This window comes from Mesorhizobium sp. B2-4-12, from assembly GCF_006441575.1.
Taxonomy (GTDB): domain Bacteria; phylum Pseudomonadota; class Alphaproteobacteria; order Rhizobiales; family Rhizobiaceae; genus Mesorhizobium.
In genome coordinates this window covers 169,947-190,998 of the sequence record NZ_VFVC01000001.1, presented here as the reverse complement: position 1 = coordinate 190,998, position 21,052 = coordinate 169,947, and the positions used below count along the sequence as shown (strand labels likewise).

The window sequence follows — 21,052 nt, the reverse complement described above, 5'->3', positions numbered from 1 at the left end:
ACGCGAAGCGTCGCGCCTTTCGGGCGATCACTCAATTGATATCTCGACATGGCAGCCGTCGCGTCTTTGCATGCGTCAGGACGCCGGCCAGCCCGAAACGATCGCGTCCCACAGCAGATGCTCACCGACGGCTGGGCGCTGCTCGTGATGCGTGAGCTTGTGCAGCCAGAAACCATCGAAAAGCCTGCGATGGCTGGCCTCCTCGAACGGCTCGAAGAGCCGCCATTGCAATTCGTGCGGCCGGTCCGCGCCGATTTGCGGCATGCGCAGGAAGTCGCGCCGCAACGGGCGGTGCAGCAGGAGCGAGGCCTCGAAGTGGTACGGGAACATGAAGTAGTCGTGCAGGGCGTCGTACTTCCGCCAGTAGTCGGCGAGGCCGTGCAGCACCGTCTCGACCAGCGGGTGCCCCTTGCGGGCATGAATGAACCAGGTTTCCACAAGCCGCGGATAGCGATTGGTCTCGCGCAGAATGTAGAAATCCTCGCGCTCGATTTCGGGCGGCACCGGCTGCCGGAGCAGGATGGTGGCATCGAGCCATGTTCCTCCGTGCCGGGAGAGCAGGCTCAGGCGAATGAAATTGGAGAAATGCTGGCTGTTCATCAGCCCGCGCCGCCGCTTGTCCCAGACATGGCCGGGCAAATCGATATGGGCCTCCACGGTCTTGTCGTCGAGCACGACAAGGTCGCGCGAACCCTTGTGGCGCGCGACCGAGCGCAGGCATGCCCTGACCAGGGGCGGGGCATGGTCGGCGCCTTGCGCCCAGTATTGCCAGATCGGACCGAGGCCGCCCGTCGGCGTGCTGGCGGAGGACCAATGCGAATGGTCGACCGCCACACGCCGGGCGCGCCGCTTCTTCTTTCGCGCGAGCGTCATGCAAAGCTTCGCCGCGGTCTTCCTCACGGGCCAAGGCAGCTCGGGCGAGGATGCCGCCCAACGCAATGGTGCGAGATGAGGAAATGTCAGCGGATCGCGAAAGGACGCCTGTTCCTTGAAAAATGACATGGCCGGCCGATGGTTGAGACACGCCTTTAGAGCGGTTCAGCGTTTGTTAGAATCGCTGACCCGCTCCAGCTCTCTGTTTCTACGCTGACGCAGGCAATACTCAGTCGACCGAGATTTCGATGACGCGCGGCAGTCCCGTTGCCCGGGCGTGCTTCAGCGCCTGCGGCAAGGCGTCGATATTTCCCAGCCGTTCGGCACCGATGCCATAGGCCTCGGCCAGCTTGCAGAAATCCGGCGGCGCCGGCGACACGCCGACGGGTTCCACGCCGACATCGAGCATCGAGGTCTCGATCTCGCGATAACCTCTGTTGTTCCAGACCACGAAGATGACCGGCGCCTGGGCGTCGAGCGCCGCACCAAGTTCCGGCAGCGTGAACTGGAACCCGCCGTCGCCAGTCAGGCAGATAATTGGTGCATCGGGCATGGCAAGGGCTGCGCCGATCGCGGCCGGTGGGCCATAACCAAGCGCGCCGAAGCCGGTGGCGGCGTTGAACCAGCCGCCCGGGCGATCGTGATCGTAGTACAGGTTGGCGGCATAGATCGGCTGCGTCGAGTCGCCGACGACGATCGCGCCCGGCAAGGCGTCACGGATCATTTCCACGGCATGCACCTGCGCCACATAGGCGGGGCTCAGCTCGGCAAAAGCCGCCTTCCGTGCCTCGGCTGCGCGCCCCTCGCCGTCTGGCGCGGCAGTATGAGCGGCGCCGATCGCGGTGAGCAGGGCCTCGATCGCCTCGGCACAATCGGCCTGGATGGCGACCGTCACCGGACGGCGCGCAAGCTGGTCGGCGCCGATGTCGATGCGGATCAGATTGGAAGGCAGCACAAAGCCGCCATCGCCATAGCCGTCATAATCGGTCGGGCCGAACTCCGTGCCGGCGGCAATCACCAGATCGGCCTCGGCCATCAGTGCACGAACCGCCTTCAGGCTGGGACTTGCCGGCACGCAGAGCGGATGGCGGTGCAGCAGGCCACGCGCATTCGTGGTCTCCACCACCGGCGCGCCCAGTCTTTCGGCCAGGCGTTGCAGCGCCGCCTCGGCCCGCTTGGCGCCGCCGCCGGCCAGGATCAGCGGGCGGCGCGCGGCGGCGATGAGTTTGGCCGCGCTGGCAATTGCCTCGCCGTCCGGAGCAGGCGGCGCCGCATTGCTCAGCAGTGCCGCGATGTCGTCCGCCGGCTTGACCATGACATCGGTCGGAATCTCGATATGCACCGGACCTGGTCGCGACGATGAAAACAGGGCGAAGGCCTGGGCCAACGCGCCCGGCAATTCGCTGGCCTCGGTGACGCGCTGCGACAAAAGCGCCACCTTCTCCATCATGCCGCGCTGATCTGGCAGTTCGTGCAGGAAGCCAAGCCCCTTGCCCAGCGTCGGCATGGCGTTGACACCCGAGATGACCAGCATCGGCACCGAATCGGCGCGCGCCTGGCCCATGGCGGTAAGGGTGTTGGTCAAGCCCGGGCCGGTGATGACGAAGGCGACACCCGGCCTGCCGCTGGCGCGGGCATAGCCGTCGGCCATGAAGCCGGCGCCCTGTTCGTGGCGCGGCGTGACATGGCGGATTTTCGAGCGCGCCAGCCCACGGTAGAGCTCGACCGTGTGGACGCCTGGAATGCCGAAGACCGTGTCGACGCCATGGGCTTCAAGCAGCGTGATGAGGGCTTCGCCGAGTGTGGTCATTGGTTTTCTCCCCTTTCCGGCGCGAGGCCGAGCTCGGCCTCGATAGATTTGATGCCAATCGTCGCCAATTCGCCAGGCGAGAACATTTCGCCAGCCAGGCAGCCTTCCACCCAGAGCCCGTCGATGATCGCGTTAATCGCAATGGCGTGATGGCGCAGTTGGCTTGCGTCCGGCTCGCGCTGTTCGGCGGCGAGCACCTCGGCCACGACGGCTTCCACCTCGTTGCGAAAGCCAAGGTAACCTTCGCGGTGGGCGCGAGCCAGGCTCGGGTCCGAGCCGGCGCGGCCGATGAAGGTTGCCCAGAGCGAAAACACCCGCGCATCGATGATTGGCGCATTGAGGTTGGCTGTGACGAAAGCCGCAAGGCGTTTGCGCGGCGAGGCATCTTCCATGACCAACGCCGCTTTCGCCTGCTCGGTCATGCGGCCCATCAGCGCTGCATAGGCTTCCTGCAGCAATTCTTCCTTACCGGGGAAATAGTGCCGGATCAGCCCGGCGGTGACGCCGGCGCGCAATGCGATGGTGCGCAAGGTGGCGCCCTCCAAGCCGTGTTCCGCCACGCTATTCAGGGTCGCTTCGATCAAATCCTGCCGCCGTCGCTCCTCGCCCTCGCGACGGAACTTGCGGCGGGACGGCGCATTCATTGGCGCAGGATCGGCCGCGTCAGGCATGTCGGCCCGCCTTCGCAGGCGATGCAGAGTGCATCCGCCTCGAAGATTTCTACGGTGCAGCCGGCTGCCTCCATGGCGGCTTTGGTCTTGGGAAAGCCTGCAACAGCAATGACCTTGTGCGGGCTGGTCGGCAGCACGTTCAGGCTGAGGCCGTTGGAGGCGGCAAACTCTCCGGCATCACCCTCGACCAGCCGGATGCCGCGCGCCTTCAGCATTTGATAGAAGGCGGCCGGCAAAAGCGGTGAATAGACCAGTGCGAGGTCGTCGGCCAGCGGGCTGATCACCGACATCAGATGCAGGCACGCCTCTTCCCCTTGCCACAGCGGCAGGTCAAAGCCGTAGACTGAAATGCCCAGCGGCGTCAGCAGGTTGGAAACCTGCTGGATGCCTTCCTGGTTGGAGCGGACACCGCGCCCGATCGCCAGCGTGCGGGCATCCACCCATACACAATCACCGCCTTCGACCTGGCCGGGAGCCTCGACGCGGCCGAGGATCGGAATGCCCAGTCTTCCGTAGGTTTCCTCATGCAGCGAGGGCTCGCTGGCGCGCAAGGGCTTGCCCATGGACAGAATAAGCGCGCCGCGGTCGGTCATCAGCGATGGGTCGTGCGTGAACACCGAATCCGAAAGGCCATCGGCCTTGTCCTCGATCCATTCGATTTCAGCGCCGGAAGCCGCCACCAGTTCAGCAAGGACGGCGTGCTGCAATGCCGCTTTCGCCGGATTGAATCCCGGGCCATAGTGCCAAGCAGCCCCGTCGGCGTTGCGCATGGCGTTGGCCGCCGACCGCATCAGAACGCGTCGCAGCGGCGCCGCCATGGACTGTGATCCGAAAGCGTTCATCGAAGCCCTTTTTAGCTGAAAAAAATCGAGAAAATTTCATGGAGCGCTATTTATACACTTGCACAACAAGCTCGCAAGTGCCGTAATGAGCGGGATTGACGGGCTCGCGCTGTTGGGTCCATGCTGAGGTCGAGAGCGGGGCAGTACAGCGTATGTTGATTAGCCGGATAGACGTTCGACAAATTGTCGTCGACCAGATGAAGGTCACCCGGTGAGCGCGGTGAGAGCTGCCGCAATCTCATCCGGCGAGGTGCTTGATGGCGCCGCTGAAGCTATCCATGTCGAGAACCTGCACAAGAAGTTCGGTGAACTGCATGTGCTGAAGGGCGTGTCGCTGTCGGCACGCGACGGCGAGGTGATCGCCATCATCGGCGGTTCCGGCTCGGGCAAATCGACGCTGCTGCGCTGCATCAACTGCCTGGAAAACCCGACCAGCGGCATCATTCGCGTCAATGGCGAGGAAATCAAGCTGAAGGCGGACAGCCACGGCCACACCGTTCCGGCCGACCGCAAGCAGATCGAGCGCATCCGCTCCAAGCTCGGCATGGTGTTCCAGAACTTCAATCTGTGGAGCCACATGACGCTGATCGAGAACGTCATCGAGGTTCCGGTGCATGTGCTGGGGGTCAAGCGAGACGAAGCGATCTCACAGGCCGAAAAACTGCTGGCGCGCGTCGGGCTCGCCGAAAAGCGCGACGTCTATCCGGCCTATCTGTCGGGCGGCCAGCAGCAGCGCGCCGCGATCGCGCGCGCGCTCGCCATCAATCCACGCGTCATGCTGTTCGACGAGCCGACCTCGGCGCTCGACCCCGAACTGGTCGGCGAGGTGCTGAAGGTGATCGGCGACCTGGCGCGCGAAGGCCGCACCATGGTGCTGGTCACCCACGAGATGAAGTTCGCCCGCGAGGTCGCGACCCATGTCGTCTACCTCTACAACGGGCTGGTCGAGGAAGAAGGCCCGCCGGAGCAGATCTTCGGCGCGCCGAAATCCGAAAGGCTCAAGCAGTTCATCCGCAACATCGGCTAGGAAAAGCCGGGACGGAAGAAAACCGGGAACCAACAACAAACTGGGAGTTGTGAAAATGAAGACTGTTCTGAAGACATTCGCCGCGGCGCTGCTGCTCGGCGTCGCCGCCATGGGCGTGGCCAAGGCCGATCCGGTCAAGATCGGCGTCGCCGCAGAGCCCTATCCGCCCTTCACCTCGCCGGATGCCTCGGGCAAATGGGTGGGCTGGGAGATCGACTTCATCGACGCCGTATGCGCCGAGGAGAAGCTTGACTGTGTCATCACGCCGGTCGCCTGGGACGGCATTATCCCGGCGCTGACCACCAAGAAGATCGACCTCATCGTCTCCTCGATGTCGATCACCGACGAACGCAAGAAGACGATCGACTTCTCGGACAAGTATTACAACACGCCGACGGCGATCATCGGGCCGAAGGACCAGAAATTCGGCGCCACGCCGGACGACCTCAAGGGCAAGGTGCTCGGCGTCCAGGTGTCGACCGTGCACGCCGTCTACGCCAAGAAGCACTTCGGCGGCACGGCTTCCGAGATCAAGGAATACCAGACCCAGGACGAAGCCAACAATGACCTTGCCGCGGGCCGCCTCGACGCGGTGCAGGCCGATTCCATCGCGCTCGGCGAATTCCTCAAATCCGACCAGGGCAAGGCCTGCTGCGACCTGAAGGGCATGGTGGCTCCGGACGATGAAGTGCTCGGACCGGGCGTCGGCGCCGGCGTGCGCAAGGAAGACACCGACCTGAAGGAAAAGATCAACGCCGGCATCAAGGCCATCCGCAGCAACGGCAAGTATGACGAAATCTCGAAAAAATATTTCAATTTCGACATTTACGGCGGCTCGCCACAGTCGAACTAAAGACCCTCGCACGGGCCGGAGGGCATGACCGAAGAGTCATGCCCTCCGCCCTTCTTTTCCCACGCATACCGTCGGCCGCTGGCGCCGACGGATAGAGCCAGCACTCCGGGGGCGAAGCTGATCGACGCGTTTCTTCCGGCCTCGGCGGCCGGTATCATCGAACTCCTCTCGCCCGCGCCCGTCGGCTGGGGCGGAACACTCATGCTCGGGCTGCTGCATTCGCTCGAGATCGCCGTCGGCGCCACTTGCGTTGGACTTTTGATCGGCATCTGTGGCGCGTATGGCAAGCTCTATGGCGGCCCGGTGGTGCGCGATCTGCTGGCCGTCTATACGACCATCGTGCGCGCCGTGCCCGAACTGGTGCTGATCCTGCTGCTCTACTACGCCGGCACCGACCTGATAAACCAGGTGCTGACGGCGATGGGCTATCAGCGGATAGACATCAGCGGACTGGTGGCCGGCATCGCCGTGCTCGGCTTCGTCCAGGGCGCCTATTCGACCGAGGTGATGCGCGGCGCCATCCTCGCCATTCCGCAGGGCCAGATCGAAGCCGCGCGCGCCTACGGCATGTCTCCCGGTCTTCTGCTGCGGCGCATCACATTGCCGGCGATGCTGCCTTTCGCCATACCCGGCCTTGCCAATCTGTGGCTGATCGCCACCAAAGACACCGCTCTGCTGGCCGTCGTCGGCTTCTTCGAGCTGACACTGGCGACGCGGCAGGCGGCGGGCGTGACCAAGGCCTATCTGATATTCTATCTCGCGGCAGGTGTGCTCTATCTGGCGGTATCGCTGTTCTCGAACCTGATGCTTGGCCGCCTCGAGGCCTGGTCGAGGCGTGGCATGCCTTCGGTCAAGGACGCGCGTTGATGGCCAGCGAAGCAACCGTCATCAACATGGTGGCGCGCACGTCGCTGTGGCTGCAGCCGCATCGCATCGTGCTGATCCTGGTCGCGCTGGGGCTGGTGCTGTCGGCTGTCTTCTTCATGCGCTGGGACTGGTTGCCGCAATACTATGAGATGGGCTTAATCGGCATCTGGCGCTCGCTGTGGATCCTGGCCGTTACCTGCGCGCTGGGCTTTCTGATCGCCGTACCGGTCGGGCTGGCGCAGGCCGCCGGTTCGTTCTGGTTCTCGGCACCCGCCAAGGTCTTCTGCACCATCATTCGTGGCACGCCGCTGCTTCTGCAATTGTGGCTGCTCTACTACGGATTGGGCTCGCTGTTTCCGCAATATCCGTGGATTCGCGAGTCCTGGATGTGGCCTTATCTCAGGCAGGCATGGCCTTATGGCGTGCTGGCGTTGACGCTGTCCTTTGCCGGTTACGAGGGCGAAGTGATGCGCGGTGCCTTTGCCGGGGTGCCCAAGGGCCAGTTGGAAGCCGCCCGCGCGTTCGGCATGAGCCGCTGGAAGATCTTCCGGCGCATCTGGCTGCCGCAGGCCTTCTACAGGGCGCTGCCGACTCTGACCGGCGAAACCGTGCTGCAGTTGAAGTCGACGCCGCTTGTTGCGACCATCAGCGTGATCGACATATTCGCCGTCTCGTCGAAGGTGCGGCAGGACACCTACCTCACCTATGAACCCTTGCTTCTCCTGGCGTTGATCTACATGACGATCACCGGCATCCTCGTCTTCACCTTCGGCAGGATCGAAGCGCGGATTCCGAACAAGATCGGCTAGGTTTTAGTGAATATTCAGTAGTCAGGAGTGGCAGCTGGCCACTCCTATCCTTATCACCACTGACTACTCACCACTCACCAGAGGCAACGACGATGCAACTCAGTCTCGACCAGGCAACAGGATTGTGCCGGATGGCGGCGCTCGGCGCCGGCGCCAACGAAGAAGCCGCGCAATCGCTCGCGGCGTCCATCGTCGCTGCCGAGGCGGAAGGACTTGCAAGCGTCGGCCTGACGCATTTCATCGATTATCTCGAAGCGATCGAGGCCGGCCGCATCGACGGCAATGCCGATCCGGTCATCACCAGGCCGGCGCTGGCCGTTTATCTCTCCGACGCGCGTGGCGGATTGGCGCATACGGGCTTCGACCGCACGATCGACGATCTTGCCAAGGCGGCACGACTGTTCGGTGTCGCTATCTTTTCGCAGAAGAACGCCTATACATGCGGCGCGCTCGGCTACTTCACCGGCCGGCTGGCCGCACAGGGACTGGTATCGTTCGCGGCCACCAACGGCCCGGCCGTGCTTGCTGGTTCCGGCTCGGTCAAACCGGTCTATTGCACCAATCCGATGTCGTTTGCCGCGCCCGCCGCCGATGGCGCGCCGCTGGTCATCGACCAGTCGTCGAGCGCCACCGCCTTCGTCAACATCCGCAAGGCGGCCGAAGACGGCAAGAAAATCCCTGAAGGCTGGGCGCTGGACGCCAGCGGTAACCCGACCACCGATCCGGCGGCCGCCATGAAGGGCGCCATGCTGGCCTTTGGCGGCCAGCGCGGCGCCAACATCGCGCTGATGGTCGAAGTGCTGGCGGCAGGCCTGTCGGGCGCCAACTGGTCGCTCGACGCGCCATGGTTCAGCGGCGGCCCGGACAGTCCCGGAACCGGCCTGTTCGTGCTTGCCGTCGAGCCGAAGCTGCTCGACCCGGATTTCGAACAGCGGATGAAGGGCCAGCTCGACCGTCTTCGCCGCCGCTACGGCGTGCATGTGCCGGGGCGGGCCCGGGCCGAAGCGGCCGAGAAGGCACAGGCACGCGGCATCACCGCGCCCAAGGCGGTGATACAGCGCATTTCCGAATTCGCCGAGCGCTACTCGGTCTGAAATCGACGAATTTCCGCGCCTCGGTGAACCTTCCTATCCGTTGTGACCACAGATGTCTGTCCGGGTCGGGTTTGCCCGGTCGGTGCCTACAGGTCGAATGTCTCCAGGGCTGGGGCCGGCGTGCTTGCTTCACGCCGTCTTGATGCCGTCTCAGGTCAGGCCGCCTCGTTGGACCCTGTTTTCGGCGCGAACGTCACCCGGAAAACCCCGCCGAGGCGGGGTTTTCTGCGTTCCTGGAATTGCTCGAAAGACAAGGGGGACAGCGACGACGCGTCGCCCTTTGCCTTTGGCGCAAAACGGACTATGAAACGGCTTCAGCCAAGCCATCTGGAAGTGCGCCGGAGCCCGCCATGACAGAAATCCTGCAGACCCCAAAGCTCGTCGTCGTCTTCGGCGGGTCAGGTTTTGTCGGCCGCCATGTCGTGCGGGCGCTGGCCAAGCGCGGCTATCGTATCCGGGTCGCCTGCCGGCGGCCCGATCTTGCCGGCCACCTGCAGCCGCTCGGCAATGTCGGCCAGATCCAGCCGGTGCAGGCCAATGTGCGCGTGCGCTGGTCGGTCGACCGCGCCGTGCAAGGTGCCGACCATGTCGTCAACCTCGTCGCCATCCTGCATGAAAGCGGCCGGCAGAAATTCTCCGCCGTGCATGAGTTCGGCGCCCGCGCCATTGCCGAGGCCGCGCGCTCCGTCGGCGCCGGGTTCACCCATATTTCGGCGCTTGGCGCCGATGCGAACTCCGAATCGAACTACGCGCGCACCAAGGCACTTGGCGAGAAGGCCGTGCTGGAGACGATCAACGACGCCGTGATCTTCCGGCCGTCGATCAATTTCGGGCCGGAAGACAGTTTCTTCAACCGCTTTGCCGGCATGGCGCGCTATTCGCCGGTGCTGCCGCTGATCGGCGGCGGCCGGACCAAGTTCCAGCCGGTCTATGTCGGCGACGTCGCCGAAGCGGTGGCGCGCTCGGTCGACGGCAAGGTCGATGGTGGCCATATCTACGAGCTTGGCGGCCCCAATGTGCTTACCTTCAAGGAATGCATGCAGGAGCTGCTCACCGTGATCGAGCGCAGACGCCTGCTGGTGCCCGTGCCGTGGTGGGTGGCCAACATCCAGGCTTCGATCCTCGGCCTCTTGCCTAATCCGCTGCTGACCAAGGACCAGGTGATGCAGTTGCGCGAGCACAACGTCGTTTCGGAAGCCGCGGCTAGGGCCAACCGGACATTGGTGGGGCTTGGCATCCAGCCGCAATCGATCGCGACGATCCTGCCGAGTTATCTCTGGCGCTTCCGCGCCGCCGGCCAGTTCCAGCAACGCAGGCCCGCCGTATAATTCCGGAGAGGTCCTACCTCTCAATGACAGCCTCTCAATGACGGCGAGGCGTGACCTGCATCGGCAGCCCGCCTTGCGGTTGCGTCGTCAGTTTCTGCACCGGCCAGGGCTTGGTCTCGGCCGTGGTATCGAAGCGGAAGCGTGACAAGAGGATGGCGAGCGCGATGATCGCCTCCTGCATGGCGAAACTGGCGCCGATGCAGACGCGCGGCCCGGCGCCAAACGGCAGATACTGGAAGCGATCGATCTTTTCACGGTTTCCCGGGTGGAAGCGCTCGGGCAGGAAGGCATCGGGCCGGTCCCAAAGCTTCCTGTGACGATGGACGACCCAGGGCATGACCAGCACGGCCGCACGTCTGGGGATGTAAAGATCCTTCCACATCTCCGGAACGATCGGCTCGCGGTTGATGGAGGGCGCCGGCGGATAGAGCCTGAGCGCCTCGTCGAAGGCGGCGCGTGTCAACGGCATGGCATCGAGCCACTTCGTCGGATCGGATTCGCGCGCCAGCACCTGGTCGATCTCCTGCTCGACCCGATCGCGCTCCCAAGGCGATTCGGCAAGGCAATAAAGCGTCCAGCCAAGCGCGCGCGCGGTCGTCTCATGGCCGGCGCCGATGAAGGTGATGATGTTGTCCTCGACTTCCGAGCGCGTCAGCCCCTCCGGGCCCTCGGCCTTGAGCAGCAGAGTCAGGAAATCCTGCGGCGCGGCATCGGGATCGCGCCTGACCTTCTCTTCGCGCATCTTGACCGTGTCGGTGACGATCTTGCGGAAATAGGCCATGGTCTTGCGGCCGCGGATGCGGGTCAGCCGGGGCAGCCAGTCGGGCGCGCGCAGCAGGTCGAGGGGGTCGACGCGTCCCATGGTCTCGAACAGGCGGTCGATCTCATTGGCAAAACTGCCCGGCTCTCCTGATATCTCGCCGGAGAACAGCGTCTCGGCCAGGATGTCATAGGTGAGCAGCGTCATGTCATGGGCGATATCGGACGTGCCGCCCGCTTCGTAGCGCGTGACGAACTCCAGCGTGCGCTTGAGCATCGGCTGAGCGAAGCCGAAGATGTGGCGTGGCGTGAACACGGGCGCCATCGCCTTGCGCGACCGCCTCCAGACCTCGCCCTCGGCGGTCAGCAGGCCATCACGCAGGATCGGCCGCAGGATCTTCTGGCGCACCGTGGCCATCCTGTAGTTCTTGGCATTGTCGACCAGCACGTGGCGGATGAGACCGGGATCGTTGGCAATGACCAGCGGTCCGCCGACGCCGTTCACCGAAATCCACGGTTCGTTGTAGGTCGGCTCGCCCCACAGTTCGAGCGGATTGCGGTAGACGATGCGGATCATCTCCAGCGTCGAAGGCGGCGACGTGCGCGGCTTCGGCGCGGGAGGAACGAAGGGGGCCGGCTGAGTGTCCATGAAAGGGCTCCGCTATCGCCGTTAATGTAGTGACTGGCAATCCGGGCGTCCATGTGACTGAACGGTGGACCGAACCACGACGGCAGGAGACGCGAAGGCAGACTGTCCATTCATCCGATCGTGACCATTCCGGCAACGGTCTGACCTTGTCCGCCTGAACGCTCTGCCGTAGGGACAGTCACCAACAGATACCACCAAGCTAAGGAGCCCGCCTTGAAGCACCAGTTGAACATCGTCATCGGCAGCACGCGACCCGGTCGCGCCGGCCCGGTTTTTGCCGAGTGGCTGGAGGCATTCGCGCGCGAGCATGGGAAATTCGCGCCGGTTCTGACCGACATTGCCGCGTTCAAATTGCCGGTGCTGGATGAGCCGCATCATCCGAGGCTTGGCAACTACCAGAACGACCACACCAAGGCCTGGTCGAAGGCGATCGACGCCGCCGACGCCTTTGTCTTCGTGGCGCCGGAATACAACTATTTCGCGGCACCCGCGATCGTCAACGCGATCGACTACCTGGCGCGTGAATGGAAATACAAGCCTGCCGCCATTTTCAGCTATGGCGGCGTCTCCGGCGGCCTGCGCGCGGCGCAGGCCCTGAAGCCGCTGCTGACGTCGGTGGGCATCATGCCCATCCCGGAAGGCGTCGCGCTGCCGATGTACCAGAAACTGCTTGATGAGAACGGCGCCTTCAACGCCAGCGAACAGGTGGCCGGCGGCACCAGGACGATGCTGGACGAGCTGCTGCGCTGGAGCGAGGCGTTGAAACCGATGCGCGCCGGCTGACCTGACGCTGGATCCCGACCGGGCCGGGCGGCGTGCGCCGCGCTACAAGTTCACGATCACGTTTCTCAGGGACCGTGTGGCCAGGCAAATAGAGCCCGGCGGGAGCCGGTCCGGCACGGCCGGCTCATCCCCGGGGAAATGCCCGCAAACCTTGGAAAAACCGCCTTTAGCGCCTATATCTAGGCTATATCAGACGCGCGATTCGGGGGGAGTTTTTCCCGTTGCATTAGCGGCCTCTAGACAACAGGTTTTCATGAGCGACCAGACTGAGAACGCCAACGGCGCTGCAGCCGAATATGGCGCCGATTCCATCAAGGTTTTGAAGGGCTTGGACGCCGTCCGCAAACGTCCCGGCATGTATATTGGCGACACCGACGACGGTTCGGGCCTGCACCACATGGTTTATGAGGTGGTGGACAACGCCATCGACGAGGCGCTGGCCGGCCATGCCGACCTGGTTTCGGTAACGCTCAATCCCGACGGTTCGGTCACCGTCATCGACAATGGCCGCGGCATTCCCACCGATATCCACCCCAGCGAGGGCATTTCGGCGGCCGAAGTGATCATGACACAGCTGCATGCCGGCGGTAAATTCGACCAGAACTCCTACAAGGTGTCGGGCGGCCTGCACGGCGTCGGCGTCTCGGTGGTCAACGCGTTGTCGGCCTGGCTGAAGCTCAGAATCCGCCGCAACGGCCAGATCTATGAGATGAGCTTCACACACGGCAATGCCGACGCGCCGCTGAAGGCGACCGGCAGCTACGAACAGGACAAGCGCCCTGGCACCAATGAGGGCCGCAGCGGCAGCGAGATTACGTTCTTTCCGTCGGCCGAGACCTTCACGATGGTCGAGTTCGACTTCGGCACGCTGGAGCATCGGCTGCGCGAGCTCGCCTTCCTCAATTCGGGCGTGCGCATCGTTCTGACCGACGCCCGCCATGCCGACATCGTGCGCCATGAGTTGCATTATGACGGAGGCCTCGAAGAGTTCGTCAAATATCTCGACCGGGTCAAGAAGCCGCTGATCGAGAAGCCGATCGCCATCAGGGCCGAACGCGACGGCATCACCGTCGAAGTGGCGATGTGGTGGAACGACAGCTACCACGAGAACGTGCTGGCTTTCACCAACAACATCCCGCAACGGGACGGCGGCACCCACCTGGCCGGGTTCCGGGGCGCGCTGACCCGTCAGATCACCGGTTATGGCGAATCCTCGGGCCTGACCAAGAAGGAAAAGGTCTCGCTGATCGGCGACGATTGCCGCGAAGGCCTGACGGCTGTGCTGTCGGTCAAGGTGCCCGATCCGAAATTCTCCTCGCAGACCAAGGACAAGCTGGTTTCCTCGGAAGTCCGCCCAGTGGTCGAAGGACTGGTCAACGAGGCGCTGGGCACCTGGCTGGAGGAGCATCCGACCGAAGGCAAGGTGGTGGTCGAGAAGGTGATCCAGGCCGCGGCGGCGCGCGAAGCCGCGCGCAAGGCCCGCGACATCACCCGCAAAACCTCGCTGGGCGTCACCTCCCTGCCCGGCAAGCTGGCCGACTGCCAGGAGCGCGACCCGGCAAAATCGGAAATCTTCATCGTCGAGGGTGACTCGGCCGGCGGCTCGGCCAAGGGCGGCCGCTCGCGCCAGAACCAGGCCATCCTGCCCCTGCGCGGCAAGATCCTCAACGTCGAGCGCGCGCGCTTCGATCGGATGCTGAGCTCCGACATGATCGGCACGCTGATCACCGCGCTCGGTACCTCGATCGGCAAGGACGAGTTCAACGCCGACAAGCTGCGCTACCACAAGATCATCCTGATGACCGACGCCGACGTCGACGGAGCCCATATCAGAACTTTGCTGCTCACCTTCTTCTTCCGGCAGATGCCGGAGCTGATCGAGCGCGGCCATCTCTACATCGCCCAACCGCCGCTCTACAAAGTGACGCGCGGCAAGAGCTCGCAATACATCAAGAATGAGAGCGCCTTCGAGGAATTCCTGATCGATTCAGGCCTGGAGGAGGCCTCGCTTACGCTCGGCTCGGCCGAGGTGCGGACCGGGCAGGATCTGCACGGTGCCGTCGACGACGCGCTGGCAGTGCGCCAGCTCATCAACGGCCTGCACACGCGCTACAACCGCAACGTCGTCGAGCAGGCGGCGATCGCCGGCGGCCTCAATCCCGAAATCTTCAATGACCTTGCCCGCGCCAACGCCATGGCGGAGCGGATCGCACAACGTCTCGACATCATCGCCGAGGACACGGAGCGCGGCTGGACCGGCCGCATGTCGACCTCCAATGAGGGCAGCGGCGGCTATGTGTTCGAACGCACGGTGCGCAGCGTCAAGGAATACGCCCATCTCGACATGGCGCTGATCAATTCGGCCGACGCCCGCCAGCTCGACCGCTACGCGCAGCGTCTCAGCGAAATCTATGGGACGCCGCCGGTGCTGCGCCGCAAGGATGTCGCCGAAACCGTTTCGGGGCCGCTGGCGCTGCTCAACGCGGTCTTTGCGACAGGCCGCAAGGGACTGACCATGCAACGCTACAAGGGTCTCGGCGAGATGAATGCCGAGCAGCTCTGGGAGACCACGCTGGACCCGAATGTGCGCTCGCTGCTGCAGGTCAAGGTCAGCGACGCGACGGACGCCGACAGCCTGTTCTCGCGCCTGATGGGCGACGAAGTCGAGCCTAGACGTGAATTCATCCAGGACAACGCGCTGTCGGTGGCCAATCTGGATATCTAGGATCTATCCTTGTCTTTTAAGATCGGCGCACCAGGTGCGCCGATCCTCTCTCGGACGCCAACCAAACATTTCATAAGCCACTGGAACGGAAGACCATCCGGGACATTGTGACACCATCGATCACGATTTCTCAGGAGGCATTCATGGGTCGCGGCATTCTGCTCTGGTTGCTTGGGGTTCCTATCCCGATCATCATCCTCATCATGCTGTTCGCGCGATAGGGGGCCGTCATGCAGTCCACCCTGTCGGCTGTCGATGTTCCCGTTTCAACCGAATCCTCCGCCTCGGCGATCGGCTGGGGTCCGATCATCGCCGGTGCTTTCGCGGCATCGACGTTGAGCTTCATGTTGATGCTGCTCGGCTCCGGGCTGGGGCTGACCATGGTTTCGCCTTGGTCTGGCTCAGGCGCCTCGATCACCACTTTCGCGGTCTCGAGCGCAATCTGGCTGGTCGTGGTGCAATGGCTGTCATCGGGTGTCGGCGGCTATCTCGCGGGACGGATGCGCACCAAATGGGTCGATATCCACACGGACGAGGTGTTCTTTCGTGACACCGCACACGGATTCCTGGCCTGGGCACTGGCAACGCTGCTCGTCGTCGGGGTGCTCGGCTCGGCGCTGACCTCGATACTGGGCTCGGGCGTGCAGGCAGCGTCAACGGTGGTATCGGGTGCCGCGATGGGTGCATCGGCCGGCGCCGCCGGCAATGCCGGCTCGGCATCCGCCGACAATGCGACCTCCTATTTCGTGGATTCGCTGTTCCGCCCGGCCGATCCGAGCAAGCTCGCCGCCACCAATCCGCAAAACGACGCGGCCGCCGCATCGCAGGCGTCGCGCATCCTGATCGCCAGCGCCGCGGCGGGCGAAATTTCGGCCGACGACAAAACCTACCTGTCGCAGCTGGTCGCGGCCCGCACCGGCCTGTCCGAGGCCGACGCCAAGGCAAGGGTCGATGCGATCCTGGCGAAGGCCCAGGACGCCAAGGTCAAGGCCAAGCAGGCGGCGGACACCGCCAGGAAGGCAAGTGCCACCTTCGCGCTTCTGGGAGCGTTGTCGCTGGTTGTCGGCGCCTTCATCGCCAGCGCTGCGGCGGCTTTGGGCGGCAGGCAGCGCGACGAAGAGGAAGCGGTTTTCCTGACCAGCCGCTGAGCATCCATTCTCAACCTAGACAAGAGAAAAGCCCGGCGTCGAGCCGGGCTTTTCTTGGATATGGTTGTGGCTCTCGCCGTTCGCCTGAGATCAGTGATCCATGGCCTTGACGATCTCTTCTGTCATCTTCTTGGCGTCGCCGAGCAGCATCATGGTGCCGTCCTTGTAGAACAGCGTGTTGTCGATGCCGGCATAGCCGGAGCCGAGCGAGCGCTTGACGAACAGACAGGTGCGCGCCTTGTCGACATCAAGGATCGGCATGCCGTAGATGGGCGACGACTTGTCGTCGCGCGCGGACGGGTTGGTGACGTCGTTGGCGCCGATGACATAGGCGACGTCAGCCTGCGCGAATTCGGAGTTGATATCCTCCAATTCGAACACCTCGTCGTAAGGCACGTTGGCCTCGGCGAGCAGCACGTTCATGTGGCCGGGCATGCGGCCGGCGACCGGGTGGATGGCGTATTTGACGTCGACGCCATTGGCCTTGAGCTTGTCGGCCATTTCACGCAGCGCGTGCTGCGCCTGTGCGACCGCCATGCCGTAGCCGGGCACGATGATCACCTTCTGCGCGTTCATCATCAGGTAGGCGGCGTCGTCGGCCGAACCCTGCTTGACCGTGCGCTCGATGCCGTCGTCAGCTGCCGCCGCCGTCTCGCCGCCGAAGCCGCCGAGGATGACCGAGATAAAGGACCGGTTCATGCCCTTGCACATGATGTAGGACAGGATCGCGCCGGACGAACCGACCAGCGCACCGGTGATGATCAGCGCCAGATTGCCCAGCGTAAAGCCGAGCGCCGCAGCGGCCCAGCCCGAGTAAGAATTCAGCATCGACACGACGACGGGCATGTCGGCGCCGCCGATCGGGATGATCAGCAGCACGCCCAGTACCAGCGAGGCGGCGACGATCAGCCAGAAGACCAGCTTCGATTCCGTGGTGACCAGAAGCACGATCAGCACGATCAGCGCTATGCCGAGTGCGGCGTTGATGAAATGGCGGCCGCCGATCATGATCGGCTTGCCGGACATGCGGCCATCGAGCTTGAGGAAGGCGATGACCGAGCCCGTGAAGGTGATGGCGCCGATAGCCACACCCAGGCTCATCTCGACCAGCGCCTGGGCATGGATATCGCCTGCCGTGCCGATGCCGAAGCTTTCCGGTGCATAGATCGCCGCGGCCGCCACCATGACGGCGGCGAGGCCGACGAGCGAGTGGAAGGCGGCGACCAGCTGCGGCATCGAGGTCATGGCGATGCGGCGCGCGGTAACGGCGCCGACACCGCCGCCGATGGCAAGGCCGAGCACGATGAGGCCAAAGCGGCCGGCGGAAGGGGTTGCCAGCGCCAGCGTGGTGGCGATGGCGATGCCCATGCCGATCATGCCGTAGAGGTTGCCCTGGCGGCTGGTGGTCGGGTGCGACAAGCCGCGCAGCGCCAGAATGAACAGGATGCCTGAGACCAGATAGAGGAAGGAAGCGAGATTGACGGTCACGTCACTTGTCCTTCTTCTTGTACATGGCCAGCATGCGCTGGGTGACGAGGAAGCCGCCGAAGATGTTGACCGAGACCAGCATCAGCGCGACGAAGCCGAAACCGGCGGCAACGCCGGAAGCGGCGATGCCGACAGCAAGCAGCGCGCCGACGACGATGACCGACGAGATGGCGTTGGTCACAGCCATCAGCGGCGTGTGCAGCGCCGGCGTCACCGACCAGACGACGTAGTAGCCGACGAAGATCGCCAGCACGAAGATGGCGAAGCGGAAGACGAAGGGGTCGATGGCGCCGCCGGAGAGTGCGTGCGCGGCATTACCCGCCGCATCGGCGCCGCCTGGAGCGTTTGCCAGGTTCTGCACCGCCAGTCGGACGGCAGCACTTGCCTGGTCGAGCTGGTCGAGGGCTTTTTGCAGGGTCTGATCCATCACGCTGTGCCTTTCGACTTGGGCGACTTGGACGCGGGCGACTTGGAAGCGGTGGTTTTCCCGGGTGCGGACTTTTTCGGCGATGCCGAAGCGTCGGCGACCACGGTCGTGGCGGGGATCGCGGCCGGCTCGACATAAGGCTGCTGGTCGGCCTTGGCGAAGGCCGGATGGACCACCTTGCCGCCGTCGGTCAGCATCGTTGCCTTGACCAGTTCATCGTCGCGTTTGATGGCGAGCGTCTTGCTCGTCTTGTCGACAAGCGTCTCGAGGAAGGCGAACAGGTTCCTGGCATAGAGCAGCGAGGCGGAGGCGGCGACGCGGCCGGGCACATTGAGGTGGCCGACGATCTTGACCCCGTTGGCCGTGGTCACCACCTTGCCGGCTTCGGCGCCCTCGACATTGCCGCCGCGCTCGACGGCGAGATCGACGAGCACCGAGCCCGGCTTCATCGAGGCGACCATCGCCGCCGACACCAGCTTCGGCGCCGGCCGGCCGGGGATAAGCGCGGTGGTGATGACGATGTCCTGCTTGGCGATGTGCTCGGCGGTGAGCGCGGCCTGCTTGGCCTGGTATTCCTTGGACATTTCCTTGGCATAGCCGCCGGCGGTTTCGGCGGCCTTGAACTCGTCGTCCTCGACGGCCAGGAATTTTGCGCCGAGCGATGCGACCTGTTCCTTGGCGGCGGGGCGCACGTCGGTGGCGGTGACGACCGCACCGAGGCGGCGCGCGGTGGCGATCGCCTGAAGGCCGGCGACGCCGACGCCCATGATGAAGACTTTCGCCGCCGGCACCGTGCCTGCCGCCGTCATCATCATCGGCAAGGCGCGATCATATTCCGAGGCGCCGTCGATCACCGCCTGGTAGCCGGCAAGATTGGCCTGCGAGGACAAAACGTCCATCGATTGCGCCCGGGTGATGCGCGGCATGAACTCCATCGAGAAGGCGGTGACGCCGGCCCTGGCCAGGGCGGCGACAGCGGCATCATTGCCGTAGGGATCCATGATGGCGATGACGGCGGAGCCGGATTTGTAGCTCTTCAGCTCGGCATCCGTCGGCCGGCGAACCTTCAGCACGACATCGGCCCTGGCGACATCCTCGGCCTTGCCGACGGCAGCCCCTGCCTTGGCAAACTCTTCGTCGGGGATGCGCGACCTGGTACCGGCGCCGGTTTCGACAATCACATCGAAGCCCAGCCCCGCCAGCCGTTTCACCGTATCGGGCGAGGCCGCGACACGCGGCTCGTTCGCATCGAGCTCACGAGGGATGAAAACCGTCTGTCCCACCGCATGATCCTTTCGGCTGGAACCTGTCTGCGCAAACTGTCGGCCGGAGCGTCCGGCGACGTCAAGGCAAGAGGGTTTTGGAAAGTCTACCGCAGAATGAAGGCGCCGACGGCCATGATCAGGATGAACAGGATGGTCGCCGAGAAGAAGCCGCCCGCGAAGAAGCCGAAAGCCATCGCGATGAGAAGGCCAAGGCAGAAAAGCGATCCGTATTTGGCCAGCATGAGAAAGCCCGCATAGGTACGGTCATGCTCGGCATAGTCCATCTTCGCGCCCAGCTCTACAGGACCGGTCGGCGTATGATCAGCCATAGGAATACCCCTTCGAAGACATCTTTCAGGCACATAGCGAAAAGCCGGGCGGAGAGCAATGGCGCTATTGCCGCATTGGGGCCGATAACTGCCTCAAGGGAAAGTTGAAGATTGCCGGCCGATCCCTTGCCTGGGCGCTCTGCCGTCACCGGCCGTCGGCATCATGTGTGAATCCCGTTGAACCAGCTGTGAGAATTTGGCGGTTTTTGAGGGCGTCGCGATGGATTATCGTCGCCGGATGAACACTCCCAGGTTGAAGCGCCATGATCACCCCCAGACAGACACTTGACTGGAACGGCGCGACCATCGCGTGGGGGACTGCCGGCTCTGGTCCTCCGATCGTGCTCATGCATGGTACGCCGTTCTCCTCGCATGTCTGGCATCGCGTCGCACCGGAACTGGCGCGCGACCATACGCTGTATTTCTATGATCTTCCCGGATATGGGCGATCCGAGAAACGGGAAGGCCAGGATGTTTCGCTGGGCATCCAGAACAAGGCGCTGACGGCGATGCTGGCCTTCTGGAGGCTCGACCGGCCCAAAATCGTCGCCCATGATTTCGGCGGCGCCACGGCGTTGCGCGCACATCTGATCGACGGCTGCGACTATGACAGATTGCTGCTGATCGATCCGGTGGCGGTGCGGCCTTGGGGCTCGTCCTTTGTCCAGCATGTCCGGCAGCATGAGGCTGCCTTCGCCGGAGCGCCGGACTACATACAGGTGGCGATCCTGAAAGCGTATGTTTTGGGCGCCGCGGCCAGGCCTTTGTCGGACCTTGACCTGGAACCCTACATCGCACCGTGGAGAGGCCCGATTGGCCAGCCGGCCTTCTATCGTCAGATCGCGCAGATGGACCAGCGCTTCACCGACGAGGTCGAACCGCTTTACCAGAACGTCCGCTGCCCGGTGAGCTTGCTGTGGGGAGAGGAAGACCACTGGATATCACCGGACAGCGGCGCGAAACTCGCGGCCATGCTGCCGGATTGCACCTTGACGCTTGTTCCAGGTTCCGGCCATCTCATGCAGGAAGACGCACCGGAGGCGATCATCGGCGCAGCCCTGCGCTTCTTCGCCGGCTGACAGCTTGCTTCAGCTGGCAAGGTGCGGGAAGAGCCCGAGCAGTCCAACGACGATCAGGTAGAGCGCGACGATGTAGTTCAACAGCCGTGGCATGATGAGGATCAGCACGCCGGCGATCAGCGAGATAAGCGGCGTGAGCGCGAGCTGGGAAATATGCATGTCCTGGTCCTTTCCTGAGGCGATGGCCACCAACTTGCGGTGGTGCCGCAACCTACAACGCTATCAG

The 21,052-nt window shown here is 63.8% G+C and carries 20 protein-coding genes; 10 read left to right on the top strand and 10 right to left on the bottom strand.

Annotation, left to right across the window (positions count from 1 at the left end; genetic code table 11):
* Positions 1-75: 75 nt before the first annotated feature.
* The 4 genes from FJ934_RS00920 to FJ934_RS00905 all read right to left on the bottom strand — a co-directional run bounded on the left by FJ934_RS00920 (position 76) and on the right by FJ934_RS00905 (position 4,196).
* Complete coding sequence (locus tag FJ934_RS00920; RefSeq protein WP_181165462.1) at positions 76-873, bottom strand: capsular polysaccharide synthesis protein; 798 nt, start codon at positions 871-873, stop codon at positions 76-78.
* A gap of 229 nt (positions 874-1,102) precedes the next feature.
* Positions 1,103-2,683: a 5-guanidino-2-oxopentanoate decarboxylase gene (locus tag FJ934_RS00915; protein ID WP_140606774.1), complete on the bottom strand. Its 1,581-nt coding sequence runs from the start codon at positions 2,681-2,683 to the stop codon at positions 1,103-1,105.
* On the bottom strand, positions 2,680-3,327 hold the full coding sequence (locus FJ934_RS00910) for a TetR family transcriptional regulator C-terminal domain-containing protein (RefSeq protein WP_181165470.1): 648 nt from the start codon (positions 3,325-3,327) through the stop codon (positions 2,680-2,682). Before FJ934_RS00910 ends, FJ934_RS00915 begins: the two co-directional genes overlap by 4 nt.
* Positions 3,324-4,196, bottom strand: a complete 873-nt coding sequence (locus FJ934_RS00905; protein WP_140606772.1) for a dimethylarginine dimethylaminohydrolase family protein — start codon at positions 4,194-4,196, stop codon at positions 3,324-3,326. Before FJ934_RS00905 ends, FJ934_RS00910 begins: the two co-directional genes overlap by 4 nt.
* Before the next feature lie 211 nt (positions 4,197-4,407).
* Here FJ934_RS00905 and FJ934_RS00900 point away from each other — a divergent pair, with 211 nt between their 5' ends.
* From FJ934_RS00900 to FJ934_RS00875, 6 genes are all read left to right on the top strand, one after another.
* The gene (locus tag FJ934_RS00900) at positions 4,408-5,223 is read left to right on the top strand and encodes an ABC transporter ATP-binding protein (RefSeq protein WP_140606771.1); all 816 of its coding nucleotides are present in this window, start codon (positions 4,408-4,410) and stop codon (positions 5,221-5,223) included.
* Between the two features lie 55 nt (positions 5,224-5,278).
* The gene (locus FJ934_RS00895; RefSeq protein ID WP_140606770.1) at positions 5,279-6,076 is read left to right on the top strand and encodes a transporter substrate-binding domain-containing protein; all 798 of its coding nucleotides are present in this window, start codon (positions 5,279-5,281) and stop codon (positions 6,074-6,076) included.
* Positions 6,077-6,277: 201 nt separating this feature from the next.
* Complete coding sequence (locus tag FJ934_RS00890) at positions 6,278-6,943, top strand: ABC transporter permease (RefSeq protein ID WP_140606851.1); 666 nt, start codon at positions 6,278-6,280, stop codon at positions 6,941-6,943.
* Entirely contained in the window at positions 6,943-7,752 is an 810-nt protein-coding gene (locus FJ934_RS00885; protein ID WP_140606769.1) for an ABC transporter permease, read from the top strand. Before FJ934_RS00890 ends, FJ934_RS00885 begins: the two co-directional genes overlap by 1 nt.
* A 92-nt stretch (positions 7,753-7,844) precedes the next feature.
* The gene (locus FJ934_RS00880; RefSeq protein ID WP_140606768.1) at positions 7,845-8,846 is read left to right on the top strand and encodes an Ldh family oxidoreductase; all 1,002 of its coding nucleotides are present in this window, start codon (positions 7,845-7,847) and stop codon (positions 8,844-8,846) included.
* A 350-nt stretch (positions 8,847-9,196) separates the two neighbouring features.
* The gene (locus tag FJ934_RS00875; protein WP_140606767.1) at positions 9,197-10,174 is read left to right on the top strand and encodes a complex I NDUFA9 subunit family protein; all 978 of its coding nucleotides are present in this window, start codon (positions 9,197-9,199) and stop codon (positions 10,172-10,174) included.
* Positions 10,175-10,208: 34 nt separating this feature from the next.
* Here the strand turns inward: FJ934_RS00875 and FJ934_RS00870 are convergent, their stop codons facing one another.
* Positions 10,209-11,582, bottom strand: coding sequence for a cytochrome P450 (locus tag FJ934_RS00870; RefSeq protein WP_140606766.1), 1,374 nt, complete (start codon positions 11,580-11,582; stop codon positions 10,209-10,211).
* 213 nt (positions 11,583-11,795) lie between these two features.
* Between FJ934_RS00870 and FJ934_RS00865 the strand changes: the two genes are divergently transcribed.
* The 3 genes from FJ934_RS00865 to FJ934_RS00855 all read left to right on the top strand — a co-directional run bounded on the left by FJ934_RS00865 (position 11,796) and on the right by FJ934_RS00855 (position 16,238).
* Complete coding sequence (locus tag FJ934_RS00865) at positions 11,796-12,365, top strand: NADPH-dependent FMN reductase (RefSeq protein WP_140606765.1); 570 nt, start codon at positions 11,796-11,798, stop codon at positions 12,363-12,365.
* Positions 12,366-12,618: 253 nt separating this feature from the next.
* Positions 12,619-15,090 (top strand): DNA topoisomerase (ATP-hydrolyzing) subunit B, encoded by a 2,472-nt coding sequence (gene gyrB / locus FJ934_RS00860; protein WP_140606764.1) that lies wholly within the window; start codon positions 12,619-12,621, stop codon positions 15,088-15,090.
* A 230-nt stretch (positions 15,091-15,320) separates the two neighbouring features.
* Positions 15,321-16,238: a hypothetical protein gene (locus FJ934_RS00855; protein WP_140606763.1), complete on the top strand. Its 918-nt coding sequence runs from the start codon at positions 15,321-15,323 to the stop codon at positions 16,236-16,238.
* Between the two features lie 90 nt (positions 16,239-16,328).
* On the opposite strand, the gene FJ934_RS00850 is transcribed toward FJ934_RS00855, so the two are convergent.
* The 4 genes from FJ934_RS00850 to FJ934_RS00835 all read right to left on the bottom strand — a co-directional run bounded on the left by FJ934_RS00850 (position 16,329) and on the right by FJ934_RS00835 (position 19,747).
* A complete protein-coding gene (locus tag FJ934_RS00850; protein ID WP_140606762.1) occupies positions 16,329-17,726 on the bottom strand; it encodes an NAD(P)(+) transhydrogenase (Re/Si-specific) subunit beta in 1,398 nt (465 codons plus the stop codon).
* A 1-nt stretch (position 17,727) separates the two neighbouring features.
* A complete protein-coding gene (locus FJ934_RS00845) occupies positions 17,728-18,156 on the bottom strand; it encodes a proton-translocating transhydrogenase family protein (RefSeq protein ID WP_171026131.1) in 429 nt (142 codons plus the stop codon).
* Positions 18,153-19,436 carry a Re/Si-specific NAD(P)(+) transhydrogenase subunit alpha gene (locus FJ934_RS00840; protein ID WP_140606761.1) on the bottom strand — a complete coding sequence of 428 codons (1,284 nt, stop codon included), beginning with the start codon at positions 19,434-19,436 and terminating at the stop codon, positions 18,153-18,155. The genes FJ934_RS00845 and FJ934_RS00840 overlap by 4 nt, the downstream gene beginning before the upstream one ends.
* Positions 19,437-19,522: 86 nt before the next feature.
* The gene (locus tag FJ934_RS00835) at positions 19,523-19,747 is read right to left on the bottom strand and encodes an aa3-type cytochrome c oxidase subunit IV (protein ID WP_140606760.1); all 225 of its coding nucleotides are present in this window, start codon (positions 19,745-19,747) and stop codon (positions 19,523-19,525) included.
* A gap of 263 nt (positions 19,748-20,010) precedes the next feature.
* Between FJ934_RS00835 and FJ934_RS00830 the strand changes: the two genes are divergently transcribed.
* Positions 20,011-20,826: an alpha/beta hydrolase gene (locus FJ934_RS00830; protein ID WP_140606759.1), complete on the top strand. Its 816-nt coding sequence runs from the start codon at positions 20,011-20,013 to the stop codon at positions 20,824-20,826.
* Positions 20,827-20,835: 9 nt separating this feature from the next.
* Here FJ934_RS00830 and FJ934_RS00825 read toward each other — a convergent pair whose 3' ends face one another.
* On the bottom strand, positions 20,836-20,985 hold the full coding sequence (locus FJ934_RS00825; protein ID WP_140606758.1) for a DUF3096 domain-containing protein: 150 nt from the start codon (positions 20,983-20,985) through the stop codon (positions 20,836-20,838).
* Positions 20,986-21,052: the final 67 nt, after the last annotated feature.